Consider the following 3,694-nt stretch of genomic DNA (forward strand, 5'->3'; position numbering starts at 1 on the left):
GCATGGCCACCCCAGAGCGGGCTTTGCGCATGAACAGGTGCGACAGCCTTGCTTCCAACTCCTGCCACGGCATGCGTGAGGACAACACCGCCAGCGGATGGCGCAGGTCGATCATCTGATCGAGCCGGGCGCGGAAGAAGTCCTCGGTGGCGGGGGGTAATCCCCCCGAAATCCAGCGCTCCGAGAAGTAGAGCTATGCGGCCATGGCCAGCCGCTGTTTTGGGGTGATGCCGCCCAAGGCCATGTTCGGGCGCTCGTGGTTGTAGCGCCACATCCATTGCGTGGCAAACTCGCGGACCTCATCAAGATCGCACCAATGGTACTGCGACAGCCACTCATAGCGCACAGTCCTGTTGAAGCGCTCCACGTAGGCGTTCTGTTGGGGCTTGCCGGGCTGGATGTGCTCGATGTGGATACCGCGGGCACCGGCCCAGTTCAGCAGCGCGGCGCTGATGTACTCCGGCCCGTTGTCGCAGCGAATGACTTGCGGCTTGCCGCGCCAGGCCATGATCTGCTCCAGCGTGCGCATCACACGATGCGAGGGCAGTGAGAGGTCCACTTCGATGCCCAGAGCCTCGCGGTTGAAGTCGTCGATCACGTTGAGCAGCCGGATGCTGCGTCCGTCTTGCAGCTGGTCGTGCATGAAGTCCATCGACCAGACTTCGTTGATGGCCTGCGGCACACTCAGCGGCTCGGGCTTGTCGCGCAGGTTGAGCTCCAGTTGCCGGTATATCCGGTACACCCGCTTGTGGTTCCAGGCAAAGCCTTTGACGTTGCGCAGGTACAGGAAACACAGCCCGAAGTCCCAGGTGCGGTTATTGTCGGTCAGCCGCAGCAGTCACTGGGCGATCTCCTCGTCTTCGGTGTCGCGCCGGGCCTCGTAGCGGTAGCAGGCCTGGCTGATCCGAAAGGCTTGACAAGCCGCCCGGATCGACAGCCCGCGCTGCTGCACGGCTCGTTGTGCCATCTCGCGCCGGCGAGATGGCTTCACCACTTTTTTGCAAGAGCCTCCGCCACGACCTCGGCCTTGAGCTTTTCCTCGACGTACATCTTGCGCAGCCGCCGGTTCTCCTCCTCCAACTCCTTCATGCGCGCCATGAGCGAGGCGTCCATGCCGCCGTACTTGGCCCGCCACTTGTAGAAGGTCGCCGAGCTGATGCCCAGTTCGCGGCACAGATCGGGCACGCTCAGACCAGCCTCCGCCCGCTTGAGCGCGTCGATGATCTGGCTGTCAGTGAAACGCGATTTCTTCATCGTAGAGATTCTCCTTCGAGACTCTCTACTTCTCAGCGCACTGGTTTTGCGGGGGGATTACCGCGGCTTCAAGGCTGAGGACAATATCGATGAACCTGTTGCCAGCGACCCAGTTGAGCGCCTGTTTGTTGCCCTGGCCACCCTCAGCGACATCCCACTTGAATGCGCGCTGCCGTAGTTGCTTCAGATCGCTCTGCCTCAACGCAGCTTCTCCGCCCGCGAAACCCACCACGATCTGCGCGCCGCGCTCACTGCACAGCGCCTTGATCCCATCAAAATCCACACGGTCTTGATAGTTGAGATGGCCACTGTCTGAAATGGTCGAGGACGGGTTCGGTTTTACGTTGTTGTCGAGTTGCTGCAGGGTCTGACCAATCGTCGCCCACTCCTCGGCGAACGGACCGTCAATATCCATCGCAAGCTCTCCAAACGACAAAGCCTTATCCACACGTTTCAACAGGTGCCCATCACGCTCCTTCAATTGTGCTGGCACCAGATAAATCACATACAGTTCGCGACACTGCGCCATGGCGCCCATGCCACCGGGGAAACGTGTCTCCAGCATTTGCTGAACGGCAGCGTATTTCTGCGGCTCTGACGAGGCGGCCTTGATGCGTTCCAGGTCGCTCACCAGATAGGCAGCGCTGTGATCCAGGACCTTGAGTTTGTTTTCGAGATAGATCACGGCTTGGTCAGGTGAAAAACTGCTGCCTGCCGTCTTGAGCTCCAGAAAAACCAGGGCCTGCCGATCTTCGTTGTAGAGCAGAAAGTCGATATTGGTCGACTGCAGGCTGTTTCCTTTGGCGAGTGGAAACTCGGGGCAGAGCATCCGGTAACGCCCGCTCAATGCCCCATCGTCTTTCAGGGTGGCCGTCAGCACCTCCGCCAGGAAGAACCCCAGCACCGGCCCGATCGAACGCTCGACCTGCACCTTCGGAATCTGGCTGCCTTCGAGCAAATGGGCCATCAAGTGGCTCAAAAATCCCTTGTTCATCTGGCTGTTCTGCGAATTACTCATGCTTTTCTGCCTCGCTTTCAGTGATAAAACCTGTGCTCACACGTCCCACCATTCGCCGTCTTGGCGAAACTGGACGTTGTCAAATTGCTGCGGGTATTTTTCTGGTGAAAAGCTGTGAATCGGAACGAGGCGCGCCGGGTTCAAGGCGCGCGCAAACCGTTGCAGGTCGCTGGGGCTGGCGTGTCCGGACGTATGGATCTGGTGCATTTCAATGCCAGCCTCTTGCAGCCAATGCAGCCATTTTTGGCTGGTCTCGTCGGCCAGATAACCCGACCACTGAGAGTAGATGAAACGCGCGCCGTCCAGCACGTCTGCGGCCACCAGATCCTCCATGTGCAATGGCCGAAACAGCAGGACCGCATTCGCAGCCAGCTGCTGCAGGCCTTCCCGATACACCCGCTGTCTCGCATGGCGTTTGAGCAGATCAAAGGCTTGCAGCCTGACGATTTGCCGGCGCTGCCGCTCCGGGGTATAGAGTGCCACGCCCGGCCAGAAAGACTGGGGAATACTGTCATTGCCCGTTGCTTCGAGGATGGCCGCCGTATAGAGATCAATGACCAGGGTGCGACCTGCCTGCTTGCAGGCGCGGTACAGCGTGACGACCCGGTCAATATTCTGTGCAGAGGCATAGACCATGACCAGCCCGGATGTTGCCCGGATTTGCTCGAGCAACTGCTTCTCCAGCGCTGCTTCCGAAGGGAACGCATCGTCTTCTTCAAGCCGCGACAGGGTCGTGCCTTCCATCAGCAACACATCGATCTTCGATGGTGGGTGCTGCAAGAAAGCCTCGAACAGTCGCCCCTTGCGTCCGTGCCCACGAAAATCCCCGCTGTAGAACAGTCGCTTGCCACCCGCCTCTACCAAGAGTCCGTAGGCATCGTAGGCGGAGTGATCGACCAGATACGGCGTAATCCGAAACGGTCCGATCTGGAGCGGGGTGCGGTGCTGGAGATCGAACCCGTCCAAGGGCGGCAAAGGCTGACCGGTGAAGGGCGCAGCCGCCTGAATGATGCGCCGCGCTGCTGCGCCGATACCCACCGGTGTGCCCGGTGGCAAGTGATGCAGCAGCCCATAATGGTCAACGTGCGGGTGTGAAACGATGACGGCGGCAATCCCTTGCGTGACAGGGGGAAGCAAAGCGGTGTCACCAAACTCGCCATCCAGGGGCAGGCCCACATCCAGAAGAATGCGCACGCCCTCGTGCGCAAGCTCGATGCAGCTGCCGCCAATTTGCTTGGTACCTCGGTGAATACAGACCCTCATTCCCTCTCCCGGGCGTCGTCGCAATATGTAGTTGTCGCATCCCGGATGATCACATAATACCCAGCCGCCGTGGATACCTGCTGGCACGCAGCATCCTGCAAGAGCTGCTGCGAGGCGCGGGAGTCGGCGGCGAGGTCTCATCCGAAGGAGTGCGATCAT

The 3,694-nt window shown here is 59.9% G+C and carries 2 protein-coding genes and 1 pseudogene; all 3 read right to left on the reverse strand.

The genetic code is table 11. The features are described 5' to 3' along the window. Positions 1 to 193 precede the first annotated feature (193 nt). The 3 genes and pseudogenes from Tfont_RS14190 to Tfont_RS14200 all read right to left on the reverse strand — a co-directional run bounded on the left by Tfont_RS14190 (position 194) and on the right by Tfont_RS14200 (position 3,535). Positions 194 to 1,254 (reverse strand): annotated as a pseudogene (locus tag Tfont_RS14190) (IS3 family transposase). A 25-nt stretch (positions 1,255 to 1,279) separates the two neighbouring features. Further along, complete coding sequence (locus Tfont_RS14195; RefSeq protein ID WP_143969917.1) at positions 1,280 to 2,272, reverse strand: hypothetical protein; 993 nt, start codon at positions 2,270 to 2,272, stop codon at positions 1,280 to 1,282. A gap of 36 nt (positions 2,273 to 2,308) precedes the next feature. Continuing rightward, a complete protein-coding gene (locus Tfont_RS14200) occupies positions 2,309 to 3,535 on the reverse strand; it encodes an MBL fold metallo-hydrolase (RefSeq protein ID WP_143969918.1) in 1,227 nt (408 codons plus the stop codon). Positions 3,536 to 3,694 lie beyond the last annotated feature (159 nt).

The sequence above is a fragment of the Tepidimonas fonticaldi genome (assembly GCF_007556755.1).
GTDB classification, from domain to species: Bacteria; Pseudomonadota; Gammaproteobacteria; order Burkholderiales; family Burkholderiaceae_C; genus Tepidimonas; species Tepidimonas fonticaldi.

Bases quoted from the DNA above. Each gene is read 5' to 3' on its own strand.
- Tfont_RS14195 (WP_143969917.1), bottom strand. From the start codon at position 2,272: ATGAGTAATTCGCAGAACAGCCAGATGAACAAGGGATTTTTGAGCCAC.
- Tfont_RS14200 (WP_143969918.1), bottom strand. From the start codon at position 3,535: ATGAGGGTCTGTATTCACCGAGGTACCAAGCAAATTGGCGGCAGCTGC.